This is a genomic window from Nakamurella sp. UYEF19 (assembly GCF_040546275.1).
In the GTDB taxonomy this organism is placed as follows: domain Bacteria; phylum Actinomycetota; class Actinomycetes; order Mycobacteriales; family Nakamurellaceae; genus Nakamurella.
Genome location: NZ_JBEPNO010000002.1, coordinates 180,366 through 194,329, shown reverse-complemented (window position 1 = coordinate 194,329; position 13,964 = coordinate 180,366). Strand labels below are relative to the sequence as shown.

At 68.3% G+C, this 13,964-nt stretch carries 12 protein-coding genes and 2 tRNA genes; 4 read left to right on the top strand and 10 right to left on the bottom strand.

The window, feature by feature from the left end; genetic code table 11:
* Positions 1–19: 19 nt before the first annotated feature.
* Both ABIB25_RS04065 and ABIB25_RS04060 read right to left on the bottom strand, forming a co-directional pair.
* Positions 20–1,030 carry an NAD(P)H-dependent glycerol-3-phosphate dehydrogenase gene (locus tag ABIB25_RS04065; protein WP_354527140.1) on the bottom strand — a complete coding sequence of 337 codons (1,011 nt, stop codon included), beginning with the start codon at positions 1,028–1,030 and terminating at the stop codon, positions 20–22.
* On the bottom strand, positions 1,027–1,860 hold the full coding sequence (locus ABIB25_RS04060) for a lysophospholipid acyltransferase family protein (RefSeq protein WP_354527139.1): 834 nt from the start codon (positions 1,858–1,860) through the stop codon (positions 1,027–1,029). The genes ABIB25_RS04065 and ABIB25_RS04060 overlap by 4 nt, the downstream gene beginning before the upstream one ends.
* Positions 1,861–2,188: 328 nt before the next feature.
* On the opposite strand from ABIB25_RS04060, the gene ABIB25_RS04055 reads away from it, so the two are divergent.
* Together ABIB25_RS04055 and ABIB25_RS04050 are read left to right on the top strand one after the other, a co-directional pair.
* Positions 2,189–4,681 (top strand): RNA degradosome polyphosphate kinase, encoded by a 2,493-nt coding sequence (locus ABIB25_RS04055; RefSeq protein WP_354527138.1) that lies wholly within the window; start codon positions 2,189–2,191, stop codon positions 4,679–4,681.
* Positions 4,671–5,753, top strand: coding sequence for an NUDIX hydrolase (locus tag ABIB25_RS04050; protein ID WP_354527137.1), 1,083 nt, complete (start codon positions 4,671–4,673; stop codon positions 5,751–5,753). The genes ABIB25_RS04055 and ABIB25_RS04050 overlap by 11 nt, the downstream gene beginning before the upstream one ends.
* 89 nt (positions 5,754–5,842) lie before the next feature.
* Here the strand turns inward: ABIB25_RS04050 and ABIB25_RS04045 are convergent, their stop codons facing one another.
* The 3 genes from ABIB25_RS04045 to leuC all read right to left on the bottom strand — a co-directional run bounded on the left by ABIB25_RS04045 (position 5,843) and on the right by leuC (position 8,734).
* The gene (locus ABIB25_RS04045) at positions 5,843–6,463 is read right to left on the bottom strand and encodes an HU family DNA-binding protein (RefSeq protein WP_354527136.1); all 621 of its coding nucleotides are present in this window, start codon (positions 6,461–6,463) and stop codon (positions 5,843–5,845) included.
* Positions 6,464–6,716: 253 nt separating this feature from the next.
* Positions 6,717–7,310 carry a 3-isopropylmalate dehydratase small subunit gene (leuD, locus tag ABIB25_RS04040; protein ID WP_354527135.1) on the bottom strand — a complete coding sequence of 198 codons (594 nt, stop codon included), beginning with the start codon at positions 7,308–7,310 and terminating at the stop codon, positions 6,717–6,719.
* A 2-nt stretch (positions 7,311–7,312) separates the two neighbouring features.
* The gene (gene leuC, locus ABIB25_RS04035) at positions 7,313–8,734 is read right to left on the bottom strand and encodes a 3-isopropylmalate dehydratase large subunit (protein WP_354527134.1); all 1,422 of its coding nucleotides are present in this window, start codon (positions 8,732–8,734) and stop codon (positions 7,313–7,315) included.
* Between the two features lie 121 nt (positions 8,735–8,855).
* Between leuC and ABIB25_RS04030 the strand changes: the two genes are divergently transcribed.
* The gene (locus ABIB25_RS04030) at positions 8,856–9,557 is read left to right on the top strand and encodes an IclR family transcriptional regulator (protein ID WP_354527133.1); all 702 of its coding nucleotides are present in this window, start codon (positions 8,856–8,858) and stop codon (positions 9,555–9,557) included.
* A gap of 34 nt (positions 9,558–9,591) precedes the next feature.
* A complete protein-coding gene (locus ABIB25_RS04025; RefSeq protein ID WP_354527132.1) occupies positions 9,592–10,089 on the top strand; it encodes a hypothetical protein in 498 nt (165 codons plus the stop codon).
* Positions 10,090–10,146: 57 nt separating this feature from the next.
* On the opposite strand, the gene ABIB25_RS04020 is transcribed toward ABIB25_RS04025, so the two are convergent.
* The 5 genes from ABIB25_RS04020 to ABIB25_RS04000 all read right to left on the bottom strand — a co-directional run bounded on the left by ABIB25_RS04020 (position 10,147) and on the right by ABIB25_RS04000 (position 13,887).
* Positions 10,147–10,222 (bottom strand) — tRNA-Glu (locus tag ABIB25_RS04020).
* Positions 10,223–10,353: 131 nt separating this feature from the next.
* Positions 10,354–10,425, bottom strand: a tRNA-Gln gene (locus tag ABIB25_RS04015).
* Positions 10,426–10,548: 123 nt separating this feature from the next.
* Positions 10,549–11,313, bottom strand: coding sequence for an HAD family hydrolase (locus tag ABIB25_RS04010; protein ID WP_354527131.1), 765 nt, complete (start codon positions 11,311–11,313; stop codon positions 10,549–10,551).
* Between the two features lie 61 nt (positions 11,314–11,374).
* Positions 11,375–12,979: a glutamate--tRNA ligase gene (gene gltX / locus ABIB25_RS04005; protein ID WP_502919743.1), complete on the bottom strand. Its 1,605-nt coding sequence runs from the start codon at positions 12,977–12,979 to the stop codon at positions 11,375–11,377.
* A 119-nt stretch (positions 12,980–13,098) separates the two neighbouring features.
* On the bottom strand, positions 13,099–13,887 hold the full coding sequence (locus ABIB25_RS04000) for a fumarylacetoacetate hydrolase family protein (RefSeq protein ID WP_354527129.1): 789 nt from the start codon (positions 13,885–13,887) through the stop codon (positions 13,099–13,101).
* Positions 13,888–13,964: the final 77 nt, after the last annotated feature.

Below are 13,964 nucleotides of genomic sequence, written 5' to 3'. Positions count from 1 at the left end.
GACTCGTCGGGCAGGGCGACTACTCGGGCGAGTGCGGGCGTTCCATCAGCGAACGGATCATGTCGGCCGGGCGCATGTCCAGATAGCAGACCCCGTAGACCACCTCGGTGATCGGCATCTCGATCTGGTGGCGGTGGGCCAGATCCCGGACCGAACGGCAGCTGACCACCCCTTCGGCGACCTGACCGCCGGCCGCCTCGGTGGCCGCGTCGAGGGAGAGACCGGCCGCCAGCCGGCCGCCCAGCGTGCGGTTGCGCGACAGCGGAGACGAGCAGGTGGCGACCAGGTCGCCCAGGCCGGCCAGACCGGCGAAGGTGGCAGGGATCCCGCCGAGGGCCTGACCCAGCCGGGTCACCTCGTTGAGTCCCCTCGTCATGAGGGAGGCCGAGGTGTTCAGCCCCAGCTGCAGGCCGGCCGCGATGCCACAGGCCAGCGCGATGATGTTCTTGCCAGTGCCGGCGATTTCCGCCCCGATGACGTCGGTGATCGTATAGGGCCGGAAATATCCTGTGCCACAGGCTTTCTGCACCAGGACGGCTACATCGTGATCGATGCACGCCAGCACCGCGGCGGTCGGCTGGGTCCTCGCGATCTCGACCGCGAGGTTCGGTCCGGTCAACACCACCACCCGCCGCGGATCGATGTGCCCGACCTTGGTGATGACCTCGCTCATCCGGAGGCCGGTACCGATCTCCACGCCCTTGGCCAGCGAGATGACAGGAACCGCCGGCGGAATCGCGTCCCGGAACACCGTGAGGTTCTCCCGCATCGACTGGCTCGGTACACCGAGGGCGACCGCGTCCACGCCCGCCAGCGCCTCGTCGATGTCGGAGGTCGCGCTCAGGTTGTCCGGCAGCCGGACCCCCGGCAGGTAGGCCTGGTTCACCCGGTCAGCGGTGATGCCCGCCGCCACCGACTCACGACGCGCCCAGAGCACCACCTCGCGGCCGGCATCGGCCATGACCTTGGCGAAGGTCGTCCCCCATGATCCGGCGCCCAGTACGGCAACCCTGCCCAGTGGGCTATTCACCGATCCTTTTTCTCCGCCGCCGGTTCGACGGCGGCCACGGGGTCGGTCGCGACCACGGTCTCGATGTTCGCGGCGGTCCCGGCGGCCTCGGCCCTGGCGCGCAACCGGTCGGCCTTCTTCTGGTCGTAGAACTCGACCGGCGGCGTCTCGCCCCGCACCTCACCCAGCAGATCGCGCACGGCGCCCTGGATGACGTAGGAGACGTCACGGATCAGGCGTGCGTCGACCGGTCGCCCCCGGAAGGCGGACAGGTCGACCGGAGGGCCGGCCACCACACGGATGTTCTTGCGCGGCAACGGGTGGAAGCCACCCTTGACATAGGGCACGTACACTTCCTGGGTCCCCCAGTGCACCACCGGGATGACCGGGAAATCGCCGGACAGAGCCATCGCCGCCACCCCGGGACGAGGCTTCATCGGCCATTGGTCGGGGTCACGGGTGACGGTCCCGTCCGGATAGATCAGGACCATGTGGCCGTCGTGCAACATCTTGATCGCCGCCTCCAGGCCGACCTGTCCCTGGCCGCCACCACGCTCGACCGGGATCATCCCGGTCCCCGTCAGGATCTTCCCGACGACGGGGATGCGGAAGAGCGAGGCCTTGGCCATGATGTGCGGAAGCCGTCCGGATTTGCGCAGATAGACCGCGGTGTAGACCGGGTCCAACTGGGAGATGTGGTTGGCGACCACGAGCACCGGCCCGGGAATGGCGACAACTTCGAGGCCCTCGAAACTCCGCCGTCCGAGCACCCGCGTCAACGGGAACATGACGAACTCGCAGAACCTGATCCAGCCGTTGGCCTTCTCGAACACGGGACCGCGACGGCGCACGACCACTCCTTCTCCTCGGCCCTGACACGCGCGTCGCGGCATCGGGCTGACCGGCGAAAACGGCGGGCCGCCCATGACGACTCCGATCGCCGGCCCGTGATCACCCTAGGTCAGCCGCCGCGTGCCTGCTGCCGGTCGAGCCCTGCGCCCGTCGCGGCGGCCGGAGATCCGCGGATCAGCGGATCCAAGCGGAACGCTGCAATGCCCTGCAGGGGAGTTTCTTCCGGCGCAGCACACCGTCGTTTCGACCCGCCGTGAGGAGCCGTACATCCATCCGTTCCCTGCCGTTCACCCCCCTTGCTGGTTTCGGTCCCTGCGGCGCGGAACAATGAGCCCCGTGACCACCACCAGAAAGCCCACCCCGGCCCGGCGCCGACCGTCCATGGCCGCCGTCAAGCGTGATGTCCCGACGGCCACCGCCGCGACCGACAGCCCGACGCCGAAGGCGGCGGCCACCCGCTCGTCGGTGACATCTCCCGCGGCTTCGCCCGCCCCGGCGACGTCTCCCGCGGCTTCGCCCGCCCCGGCGACGTCTCCCGCGGCTTCGGCCGTCCCGGTGACATCTCCCGCGGCTTCGCCCGCCTCGGCGACGTCCAACGGCCGTGCCGTCCGGAGGACCGACGTCACAGCACCAGACGTCCCGGGTGCGCCGGCTCCGGACGCCAGGCCGAATGTCACGGCCGAGGTCCAAGCCGAAGTCCCGGCCGAGGTCGCAGCGGTCGAGCCGTTCCACAGCGCCGAACCGGACGTGGCAGTCGTCGTCCACGACGACGAACCGCTGCCCGAGGACCGTTTCTACAACCGGGAGCTCAGCTGGCTCGACTTCAACGAGCGCGTGCTGGCGCTGGCCGAGGACCCGGAGCAGCCACTGCTGGAGCGGGCGAAATTCCTCGCGATCTTCGCGTCCAACCTCGACGAGTTCTACATGGTGCGGGTGGCCGGCCTGATGCGGCGCCGCGACATGGGTCTCGCTCTCGCCAGCGCCGACGGACTGACCCAGTCCGAGCAGCTCGCCCTCATCTCGGCCCGCACCCAGGAATTGGTGGAGCGCCAGGGACGTTGCTTCACCGACGAGGTGATGCCGGAGCTCGAGGAGGCGGGCATCCGCATCGTCCGGTGGAGCTCCATCGAGGACGAGGACAAGACCCGGCTTGCCGAGTACTTCACCGCGCAGGTGTTCCCGGTGCTGACGCCGCTCGCGGTCGACCCGGCTCACCCGTTCCCGTACATCTCGGGCCTGAGCCTGAACATGGCGATCATCGTCCGCGACCCGGAGACCGGGGCCGAGCGGTTCGCGCGCGTCAAGGTGCCCAACAACGTCGACCGGTTCATCCGGGTGCGTCGTGGGCTGCTGGACTTCCTGCCGATCGAGGACCTGCTGGCAGCCCACCTCGCCGAACTCTTCCCCGGCATGGAAGTCATGGAGCACCAGATCTTCCGGGTCACCCGCAACGCCGACCTGGACGTCGAGGAGGATCGCGACGAGGACCTCCTGCAGGCGTTGGAGCGAGAACTGGCCCGGCGCCGGTTCGGTCCGCCGGTGCGGCTCGAGATCACCGACACCACCAGCGAACGCATCCTGGACCTGCTCATCACCGAGTTAGATGTCGATCCGTCGGATGCCGTCGAAGTGCCTGGGCTGCTGGATCTGTCGGGCCTGTGGCAGCTGTACGGCCTTGATCGTCCCAGCCTCAAGGACCCGCCGTTCGTCCCGGCCACCAACCCGGCGTTCGTCGAGGGCGAGAAGCCCAAGAGCGTCTTCGCGCGGCTGCGCGAAGGAGATGTGCTGCTGCATCACCCCTATGAGTCCTTCGTGACCACGGTGCAGCGGTTCATCGAGCAGGCGGCAGCGGATCCCCACGTGCTGGCCATCAAGCAGACGCTGTACCGCACGTCCGGTGATTCGCCGATCGTGGACGCCCTGATCTCCGCCGCCGCGGCCGGGAAACAGGTGGTGGCGCTCGTCGAGATCAAGGCCAGATTCGACGAGCAGGCCAACATCACGTGGGCGAAAGCCCTGGAGCGGGCGGGGGTTCACGTCGTCTACGGTCTTGTCGGCCTCAAGACCCACTGCAAGACCGCCCTGGTGATCCGGCAGGAGGGCAACACGCTTCGTCGCTACTGCCACATCGGGACCGGCAACTACAACCCCAAGACCGCCCGCATCTACGAGGATCTCGGCCTGTTGTCGGCCGATCCGGACCTGGGCGCCGACCTGACGGATCTGTTCAACGTGCTCACCGGGTACTCCCGGCAGACCGAGTACCGCAATCTGCTGGTAGCCCCCCATTCGGTGCGGACCGGGATCGTCGACCGCATCGAGCGGGAGATCGAGCACCTCCGGGCGGGGCGTGGGGGTGTCGTGCGCCTCAAGATGAATTCCATCGTGGACGAAGGAGTCATCGATGCCCTGTACCGGGCCTCCAGGGCCGGTGTCGCGGTCGATCTCACCGTCCGTGGCATCTGCGCCCTCCGGGCCGGTGTGCCGGGCCTTTCCGAGAACATCACGGTCCGGTCGATCGTCGGGAGATTCCTCGAGCACTCCCGGATCTTCTACTTCGGCGGGGGCGGGCAGGAGGAGTACTGGATCGGCAGCGCGGACATGATGCACCGCAACCTGGATCGTCGGGTCGAGGCGCTCGTGCGCATCACCGACCGATCCGCGACCGACAAGATGGCCGCCTTGCTCGCCGCGATCGCGCGGCCCGACACCAAGTGCTGGCTCCTTGGTCCGGACGGATGGACGAGGTCCCCTGCCGACGGCCAGGGCCGAGATCTGCAGGCCGAGCTGCTGCGTCGGGGAGCTGCTGGTGCGGAATGATCTTCCGCTGGTGAAGGCCGCTGGTGCGGTGCTCTGGCGACCGTCGCGAAAGCACGGGATCCGGGTGGCGCTGGTCCACCGCCCCCGCTACGACGACTGGTCCCTTCCCAAGGGCAAAGCCGATGCCGGGGAGACCATGCCGATGACGGCCTCGCGAGAGGTGCAGGAGGAAACCGGGTTCCGGTCCGTCCTCGGTCGTGCGTTGACCACCGTGTCGTACTCGGTCGGGGGCGGGGCCAAGACCGTCGAGTACTTCGCTGCCCGACGCACCACCGGGGCCTTCGTCCCCAACAAGGAGGTGGACCGGCTGGAGTGGCTGTCGCTGTCCGCCGCCCGGGCCAAGATGACCTACGACTTCGACAAGGCGGTGCTGGACACGTTTTCGCTCGAGCGTCCCGATCTGACCGGGGTGCTGCTGGTCCGTCATGCGCGGGCCGGGCACCGCGAATCGTTCGAGGGCAACGACACCGACCGTCCGCTGGACGCCAAGGGGCGCAAGCAGGCTCAGGCACTGGTGAGCCATCTGATGCCTTTCGGGCCCGGCTCGGTGCACAGTGCGCCCGTCGAGCGCTGTCTGGCGACCGTCGCCCCCCTGGCCAGGGCCCTGGGTGTCACCGTGGAGATGGAGCCGCTCCTCGCCGAGGACGCCTACCGCGACGACCCGGCCGGGGCCCGGCGCCGGCTCGTCGAACTCGCCACGGCCCAGTCGATCCCACCGACCGGATCGTCAGCCCCGGTGGCGTCGTCGGGCATCCTGGTCGCCGGACGCCCGGGCGGGGCCGGCCCGCCTGCGGCCGGTCCCCGATCCGGCAAAGACGGCGGCGTTGCCCCTTTCACGGGCGGCGGCTCACCTCTCACGGGCGCAGCGGTGGCCGAGACGGTCCTGGGAACATCGGGCGCGGTCGTCACCTGCAGCCAGGGCGGGGTCATCCCCGGCGTGGTGAAATCCCTCGCCGGGCGCTCCGATGTGGTGGTACCCCGCACCGGGACACCCAAAGGTGCCTATTGGTTCTTGAGTTTCGACGGTCGGCGTCTGGTGCAGGCAGACCCCTATCCGAGTCCGGTGATCTGAGAAGGCGGTCCGGAACGCAGAACGTCCTGCAAAGTGATCGCAATTGCGACCACTTTGCAGGACGTCAGGAACTACTGATCAGACTCTGATCACTTCTTCTTGGCGGGGGCGCGCTTCGCGACCGGGGCCTTGGCGGCCGGGGCGGCCTTGACCGCAGGAGCTTTCGCGGCCGGAGCCTTGGCAGCCGTTGCCCTGGGCGCTCTTGCGGCCGGAGCCGCGGCGGCAGCGGGCTTGGCCGCCGCTGCTCTGGTCCGGGTGGCGGGCTTGGCGACAGCAGCCGCCGGGGCAGCGGATGGCTTCGCGGCGGCCGCTCTGGTCCGCGGTGCGGCGGGAGCCTTCGCAGCCGGCGCCGACTTGGCGGCGACCGGAGTCTTGGCGGCGGCCGCGGCGGCGCGAGCGGTGGTCGGCTTGGCCGTCACCTTCGGCAGCTTGACGGTGCCGGCGATGACATCCTTGAAGTACTTGCCGGGGCGGAACGCGGGCACGGTCGTCTTCTTGACCTTGACAGCCTGGCCGGTGCGCGGGTTACGAGCCGTACGGGCAGCACGGGCACGCTTCTCGAAGACGCCGAACCCGGAGATCGAGACGTTCTCGCCGCGCTGCACCTCCCGCTGGACGAGGTCGATGATGCCCTCGACTGCGTTCTGGGCCACTTTCTTGTCACCATCAAGTCGCTGCGCGAGTTGATTGATGAGATCGGTCTTGTTCACGGTCCCTCCCAGGACTTTCCGGCCGTCGGGGATGATCGGGCCGACTGGACGCCCACGTTAGGCCGCAAACGCCCATAATGCCAACCGCCACGCCTGCCGATGCCGTTCACTTCCAACGGATTTCGACCCCGAGCGGGCCGTCCGACGGGCCTGGGACTGCATACCGATCTACCAAGCAGGAGGGGGTTTGATACACCACATCCATTGCAGCACAGCAGCTATCCAGCAGGCAAGTTGCTGCGAACCGACCCGGTCAGACGGCTGTGGTGGTCGGCAGGAAGGCTGGACGAGAAGTTTCAAAATTTGTGATCTCGTCGGCATGTCGCAGGGTCAAAGAGATGTCGTCCCAGCCCTCGAGCAGACGCCACTTGGTGTACGGGTCGATCTCGAATTCGATCACCAGCGACCCGGCCGAGATCAGTTGCTGGGTCAGATCGACCGTCACCTGAGTGCCCGGTTCGTTCTCCAGGAGCTTCCAGAGAAGCTCCACATCCGACTCGCTCACCTGAGCCGCCAGCAGTCCGCCCTTGGACGAGTTGCCCCGGAAGATGTCCGCGAACCGCGGGGAGATGACAACCTTGATGCCGTAGTCCATCAGGGCCCAGACGGCGTGCTCGCGGGAGGATCCCGTCCCGAAATCAACACCTGCGACGAGGACCGAACCGGCGGCGAAAGCCGGCTGGTTGATCACGAAGGTCGGGTCGCTCCGCCAGGCGGCGAACAACCCGTCCTCGAAACCGGTGCGGGTGATCCGCTTGAGATAAACCGCCGGGATGATCTGGTCGGTGTCGACATTGCTGCGTCGCAGCGGGATCCCGATGCCGGTGTGGGTGGTGAAGGCTTCCATCGTCAGGACTCCTGGGTCGAGGCGCCGACGAGATCGGCGGGAGAGGACAGAGTTCCGCGCAGTGCGGTCGCGGCCGCCACCAACGGCGAAACCAGATGGGTGCGACCGCCCTTGCCCTGCCGACCCTCGAAGTTGCGGTTGGAAGTCGAAGCGCTGCGCTCCCCCGGCGCGAGCTGATCCGGGTTCATCCCGAGGCACATCGAGCAACCCGCGCTGCGCCATTCCGCTCCGGCGTCGGAGAAGATCCGGTCCAGCCCTTCGGCTTCCGCCTGGGCCTTGACCCGCATGGACCCAGGAACCACCAGCATCCGCAGACCGGCATCGATGTGCTTGCCCTGCAGGATGGCGGCCGCGGCCCGGAGGTCCTCGATGCGCCCGTTGGTGCAGGAGCCGAGAAACACCGTGTCGACCCGGATGTCGCGCAGCGGCGTTCCGGCCGTCAGGCCCATGTATTCCAGGGCACGTTCCGCGGCGGTCCGCTCGTTGTCGTCAACGATGAGTTCCGGATCGGGCACCGAGGCCGAGAGCGGCAGCCCCTGACCGGGATTCGTCCCCCAGGTGACGAACGGCGAAAGCTCGGCGGCGTCCACGATCACCTCCGCGTCGAACACGGCGTCGTCGTCGGTGGGCAGCGAGGACCAGTAGGCGACCGCCGCGTTCCAGTCCGCGTCGGCCGGTGCGTGCGGCTTGCCCTTGATGTATTCGAAGGTGGTCTGGTCGGGCGCGATCATCCCGGCCCTGGCTCCGGCTTCGATCGACATGTTGGCCACCGTCATCCGGGCCTCCATGGACAACGCACGGATCGCCGAACCGCGGTACTCGAGTACATAGCCCTGACCCCCACCGGTCCCGATCTTGGCGATGACGGCGAGAATGATGTCCTTGGCCGTCACGCCGGGGGCCAGTTCCCCGTCGACGGTGATCGCCATGGTGCGGAACGGCTTCAGCGGCAGCGTCTGGGTGGCCAGGACGTGCTCGACCTCACTGGTGCCGATGCCGAAGGCCAGCGCACCGAACGCCCCATGCGTCGACGTGTGCGAGTCACCGCAGACGATCGTCATCCCGGGCTGGGTGATGCCGAGCTGCGGCCCGACCACGTGGACGATGCCCTGCTCGCGGTCGCCCATCGGGAAGAGGCGTACCCCGAATTCGGCGCAGTTGGAGCGGAGTTTTTCGATCTGGGTGCGCGAGACCTCGTCTGCGATCGGCAGATTGATGCCGATGGTCGGAACGTTGTGGTCCTCGGTCGCGAGGGTCAGATCGGGCCGCCGGACTTCTCGTCCCGTCAGCCGAAGACCCTCGAAGGCCTGCGGGCTCGTCACCTCGTGGACGAGGTGGAGATCGATGTAGAGCAGGTCGGGCTCGCCCTCCGCTCGGTGCACGACATGTGCTTCCCATACCTTCTCGGCGAGAGTGCGCCCCATTGCTGGCCTTTCGAGATCTCAGACGGCCCGGTCAGCGGCGATGCAGCGGACGGGTCGGTGTGGCGGACGGCGGATTTCATCCAGGTGGACATCCCACGATACGGGAATCTAGTATCGCTGCATGGGACAGTCTAGCGGTATCGGCGTGTTGGACAAAGCGGTGCAGGTACTACGCGCCACCACCGCGGCGCCGAGTGGACTGGCCGAATTGTGCGCCGCCACCGGGCTTCCGCGCGCGACGGCCCATCGTCTGGCGGTCGGACTGGAGGTCCACGGACTGCTGGCCCGGGACTCCAACGGGCGCTGGCGCCCGGGGCCGATGCTCGCCGTGCTGGCCGCCGGCGCACCGGACCTGTTGGTAGCCGCCGCAGCCGGCGTCCTGCCCCGGCTACGCGACCGCACTGGCGAGAGCGTGCAGATCTACCGACCCGACGGCTTCTCCCGCGTCTGCATCGCTGTGGCCGAACCGACTTCGGGCCTGCGCGATACGGTCCCGCTCGGGGCGCGCCTGCCGATGACGGCCGGTTCCGGCGCGAAAGTACTGACCGCGTGGGCCGATCCGGCGACCATGCGGGCGATCCTCCTCGAGGCCTCCTTCACCGAGCGGGTTCTGGTGGAGGTACGCCGCCGTGGCTGGGCCCAGTCCGTTGCCGAACGTGAGGCGGGCGTCGCGTCGGTTTCGGCCCCCGTGCGCGATCAGCGCGGCCAGGTGATCGCCGCCGTGTCGGTGTCCGGGCCGGTGGAACGCATCGGACGCCGGCCCGGGGAACGCTGGGCCGGTGACCTGATCGAGGCCTCGGAGGCCCTGACCGCGCGGCTCTGACCAGCCGATCGACACGCACGCCTACGATTCGCTGGTGCCGACAGCCATCCGATTCAGACTCTTCCACGCGGGCCGCTACCCGACGGAATGGACGCAGGCTGCCTCGGAACCAGGGGTTCTCCTGGCCCAGGAGGGCATCCCGGTCACCTCGATCAGCACCGCCCTACGGCTACCCGGGCGGAACCGGACCAGCGGCCGGCGAAAACTGGTCGGCTCGCTGGTGATCCGGCCCGATCACCTTCGTGTGAGCCTCGGACCGCTGATCCTCTCCGACCACCGGCTCGACGCAACCGGAACTGCCGCCGCGATCGACTCGGGCACCGGTACCACCCATGCCGCTGTCGTCTACCTCGAACCGGCGGGCGTACGCATCCACATCGAGGTCGCCCACCTCGTCCATCCCGGGGGCGGCACGGCCGAGATCGTCTACCACGCACCGTTGGGCCCGGAAGTCCTGGGCCGGCTCGTCAGCCAGTCCTGCGTGCTGGATCCCACACCGGTGACGGCGCAGCGTCTCTCGGTTCGGCTGTAGCCAACATTCCAACGCAAGAAGTCCAGCGGCTCCCTGTCGAGAACCGCTGGACTTCGCTGGTAGCCCCGAAGGGATTCGAACCCTCGCTACCGCCGTGAGAGGGCGGCGTCCTAGGCCGCTAGACGACGGGGCCCTAGGTGACTGCACAGATGAATGCGAGCCGTTGAGATACTACCTGACGATCCGGTCGGGCTGGGCCAACCGGACCGGCTGGTGGCCGACGATCCACCGTTCCGCTGCTGCGACCAGCACCGGAGACGATCGCTGGGGTACTAGGACTCGAACCTAGAATGAGGGAATCAGAATCCCTAGTGTTGCCAATTACACCATACCCCAAAGCTGTTCGACTGCAGGAGCTTTCAGATCGAATACTCGATCGGGGAAGGCACCGAGAGACCATCCTACGCACCCGAGGCCGTCGTGGCCAATTCGGCCGCTCGGGCCCAGCCATCGGTGGAATCAGGCACTGACCAGACGCCTGGCCAGACCGACGTCCAACCCGGTCAGGTCCGGCAGTTCGACCACCCGCACCGCCGAGCCCGGCAGACCGTCCAGCCGCTGCTGCGCATCCGCCGGGCGGGACGATCCGTCGCGATTCACCCAGACCGCGGCCAGACCGGCGCCCAGTGCCCCGAGCGCATCGGTGGCCCACCGGTCGCCGACGTAGAGCACCCGCTCCGGCGGCATGCCGATCGAGCGGGCGCCGGCCAGAAAGATCCCCGCCTCGGGCTTGGCGATGCCGACATCCCCGGAAAAGACGCCACCGGGCACGAGTTCACCCAGACCGGCGGCCACCATCTTGCGGCGCTGGTAGTCGCCGTCGCTGTTGGACAGCACGCCGACCGGCACGTCGGCGTCGCGGAACCGGCGGAGGGTGTCCGTGACATCGGGGTACTGGCGGTAGTGGGTGAAGATCGACTCGTTGCGCAGTCGCTCCAGCACCACCGGATCGAGGCCGAGGTCGCCGGCCGGATCCATCTCCGCCGTGACGGCCGCCATCCTGGACACCAGCATGGCGTCGAACGTCAGCTCGTCGGCCAGGAAACGGCCGTACTCCCGCTCGCTGACCACCTCCCAGGACGCCAGGACGAGATCTGCGATCGAGGGTCCCTCCCCCAACCGGGGAGGGAACATCGCCGCGACGTCCAGGAGCGCCGACCGGGCGGCACCGGAGAAATCGACGAGCGTGTCGTCGACGTCGAAGAGCACGCCGAAGTCGGTCACCCGGACCGCCTGCGGGTCACCCCGGAAAACGGCGCGTGCCGGTGCGACACCCGGCGCCCGCTCAGCGCTGGGCCAGCCGCTGGGCGGCGCGGAGCCGCAGTAGGGTGCGGTCCCGTCCGAGCAGCTCGAGCGATTCGTACAGCGGCGGCGATACGGTACGCCCGGTGGCGCCCACCCGGACCGGGGCGAAAGCCACCTTCGGCTTGAGCGCCAGACCGTCGATCAACGACGCCTTCAGCACCCGCTCGATGTCGGCCGCGACGAACTCGTCCAGCGATTCCAGCGCGGTGATGGCGACGCCCAGCACCTCGCCCGACTCGGGTTTGAGCACCTTGACGGCGGCCGTCGGGTCGACGTCGAAGGCGGCTTCCTCGACCAGCAGGAAGTCGATCATCTCGGCGGCGTCCTTGAGCAGGATGCACCGCTCCTGGACCAGCGGTGCCGCCTGGCCGATCAGCGTGTGCTGGGTGGAGCCGAGCTCCTTGACCCGGCCGGAGGAGACGACGTAGTCGGCCAGCCGGGCGGCGAAGTCGGCAGGGGTCAGCATCCGCAGGTGGGTCGAGTTGATCGACTCGGCCTTCTTGCGGTCGAAACGCGCCGGGTTGCCGGAGATCCGCTTCCCGTCGAACGCGGCGACCAGTTCGGCAGGGGTGAAGATGTCGCGGTCGTCGGCCAGCGACCAGCCGAGCAGCGCCAGGTAGTTGATCATGCCCTCGGCGATGAACCCGTCCTCGCGATACTGGAAGAGATTCGACTGCGGGTCGCGCTTGGACAGCTTGCGGTTGCCCTCGCCCGTCACGAACGGCATGTGCCCGAACTCCGGCGTGAACTGGGCGACTCCGATGTCGGTGAGCGCCTCGTACAGGGCGATCTGACGCGGGGTCGACGGCAGCAGGTCCTCTCCGCGCAGCACGTGGGTGATCCCCATCAGCGCGTCATCGACCGGGTTGACCAGCGTGTACAGCGGTTCGCCGGTTCCGCGCACCATGACGGGATCGGGCACGGAGCCGTTCGGGAAGGTGACCTGGCCGCGCACCATGTCGTCGAAGCCGATGTCCCGGTCGGGCATCCTGAGCCGGAGGACAGGGGCACGTCCGGCCTGGACCGCAGCGGCGACCAGCGCGTCGTCAGGAACTCGGTCGTAGTTGTCGTAACCGAGTTTGGGATCGCGACCGGCCGCCAGATGACGGGCGGTGACGTCCTCCGTCGTGGAGTAGGACGGGTACAGGTGCCCGGCCTCGAGCAGCCGCTGGGCGATGTCCTTGTAGATGTCCTTGCGCTGGCTCTGCCGGTAGGGCGCGTGTGGCCCGCCGACGAGTGGGCCCTCGTCCCAGTCGATCCCGAGCCAGTTCATCGCCTCGATCAGCGCCTGGTAGGACTCCTCGGAGTCCCGGGCCGCGTCGGTGTCCTCGATCCGGAAGATCAGCTTCCCGCCGTGATGCCGGGCGAACGCCCAGTTGAACAGGGCGGTCCGGGCGAGGCCGACGTGCGGGGTGCCGGTCGGCGAGGGGCAGAACCGGGCGCGAACAGGGCGGGCAGCGGCCGCGACGCGGACCAACGGCTCGCCTGAGTGGTCGCCGAGACCGTCGGCAGGTGATGGCCGTTGCGAAGGCGAGGAGCCAGTTGGTCCGGCGGGGAGGTCAGAGGTGCTCAGCAGGTCAGTCATAACTGCTTCAGCCTAAGCCTGGCGATGCGCGCTCATGAACGTCGCGTGTTTGGGACCGGTGTGACAGAAATCGACCCGATCATGAGCGCCGTCGAAGTTGATAAGCGCGGGGGTGGGGGTCAGCGGGCCTGGACGGGGTTGGTCAGGGTGCCGATGCCCTCGACGGTGACGGAGACGGTCTGGCCGGCGAGCATCCGGCCGACGCCGGCCGGGGTGCCGGTGAGGATCACGTCCCCCGGGAGCAGCGTCATGATCGCCGAGATGAACTCGATCTGGTGAGCGACGGTGTGCACCATGTCCGAGGTGCGGCCGTCCTGCATCAGCTCCTCGTCGAGCTCGGTGACCACCGACAGGTCACTCGGGTCGAGTTCCGTCTCGATCCACGGGCCGAGCGGGCAGAAGGAGTCGAAGCTCTTGCCGCGGGTGAACTGGACGTCGGCGCGCTGCAGGTCGCGGGCGGTCACGTCGTTGGCCACCGTGTAGCCCAGGATCACCGACTTCGCGTTCTCCGCGGACACGTCACGGCAAGGACGACCGATCACCACGGCCAACTCGCCCTCGAACTCCACCCGCTGGGAGGACGGCGGGATCAGGATCGGGGCGCCCGGCCCGATCACCGAGGTCGAGGGCTTCAGGAAGATCAGCGGTTCGTCGGGGACAGCGTTGCCCAGCTCGGCGGCATGGTCGGCGTAGTTGCGGCCGACCGCAACGACCTTCGACGGCAGAATCGGTGCCAGCAAACGGGTCTGGCCCAACGGCCACTCCCGCCCGGTGTACTCCGGGGTGCCGAAGGGGTGGTCGACGATCTCCTTGGCGACCAGGTTGTCGATGTCGTGACTGCCGTCGCCCTCACCGTCGATGACGACGAAGGCAACGCCCGACGGGTGGGCGATCCGGGCCATGCGCATGAAAGATCCTCCAGGTACCGGCGGCGGAGCAAGGTGGTGGTGCAGGGTGGGGTGGCCGACAGCGCCGGTCGACCCCG

Coding starts and splice junctions, on each gene's coding strand:
- ABIB25_RS04055 (WP_354527138.1), top strand. CDS start 2,189: ATGAGCCCCGTGACCACCACCAGAAAGCCCACCCCGGCCCGGCGCCGA.
- leuD (WP_354527135.1), bottom strand. CDS start 7,310: ATGGAAGCCTTCACCACCCACACCGGCATCGGGATCCCGCTGCGACGC.
- leuC (WP_354527134.1), bottom strand. CDS start 8,734: ATGGGGCGCACTCTCGCCGAGAAGGTATGGGAAGCACATGTCGTGCAC.
- ABIB25_RS04030 (WP_354527133.1), top strand. CDS start 8,856: ATGGGACAGTCTAGCGGTATCGGCGTGTTGGACAAAGCGGTGCAGGTA.
- gltX (WP_502919743.1), bottom strand. CDS start 12,979: ATGACTGACCTGCTGAGCACCTCTGACCTCCCCGCCGGACCAACTGGC.
- ABIB25_RS04000 (WP_354527129.1), bottom strand. CDS start 13,887: ATGCGCATGGCCCGGATCGCCCACCCGTCGGGCGTTGCCTTCGTCGTC.